The sequence below is a fragment of the Pseudomonas sp. FW305-96 genome (assembly GCF_058783825.1).
On the sequence record NZ_JBYSYW010000073.1, the window covers coordinates 1 to 680 of the forward strand.

A 680-nucleotide genomic window follows, 5' to 3' on the forward strand; every position below is an offset into this window, starting at 1 on the left:
ACGGTCAGGTCCTGACCGAGCTTCTGGCTGACCTTGACGGTGAAGCTCGGTTGCTGGTCTTCGGTGACCGCTCCGTTGCCGATGATGGTGACCGAGACCTTGTCGCCCTGATTGCCGGTGCCCGGCGTACCCGAGCCTGGCTCGTCGGTGACGGACGTTTTCACTTCGTTCTGGCCGAGGGTCAGTTTTTCGAAGTTATCCGCGCCGGTGACGCCGGTCAGCTTGTTGCTGATGGTCGGCTGGCCACCGACGAACACGTCGTCCTTGGCGGTGATGGTCACGGTGCCGGTGGCGCTGCCGGCCGGGACGGTGACCTTGGTGCCGTCGGTCAGGGTGAAGGTCAGGCCGTTGTGGCCGGTGACCGACAGGCCCTGGGCGTTGGTCAGGGTTACGGTGTAAGTGACCTGGCCGCCTTCGGACACGGTGGTCTTGTCGGCGGACAGCGTCGCGACCACTTCGCTGACGGTGTCATTGATCTCGACGCTGGCGTTGCCGCCGAGCTCGAGGTTCTCGAAGGTCTTGCCGGTGACCGACGCATCGGAGATACCGACGGTGAGGGTGTCGCCATCCTTGAACACGTCATCGCCCTGGGCGGTGGCCTTGTACTCGACCTGAGTCTGGCCGGCCGGGATGACGACTTTATCGCCGTTGCTCAGGGTTACGGTCAGGTCCTGACCGAG

1 protein-coding gene is annotated in these 680 nt (G+C 64.1%); it reads right to left on the reverse strand.

Annotated elements, in window-relative coordinates; genetic code table 11:
- The coding region (locus tag AC3WL2_RS25785; protein ID WP_492574045.1) for an immunoglobulin-like domain-containing protein at nt 1-680 on the reverse strand (680 nt) is incomplete at both ends.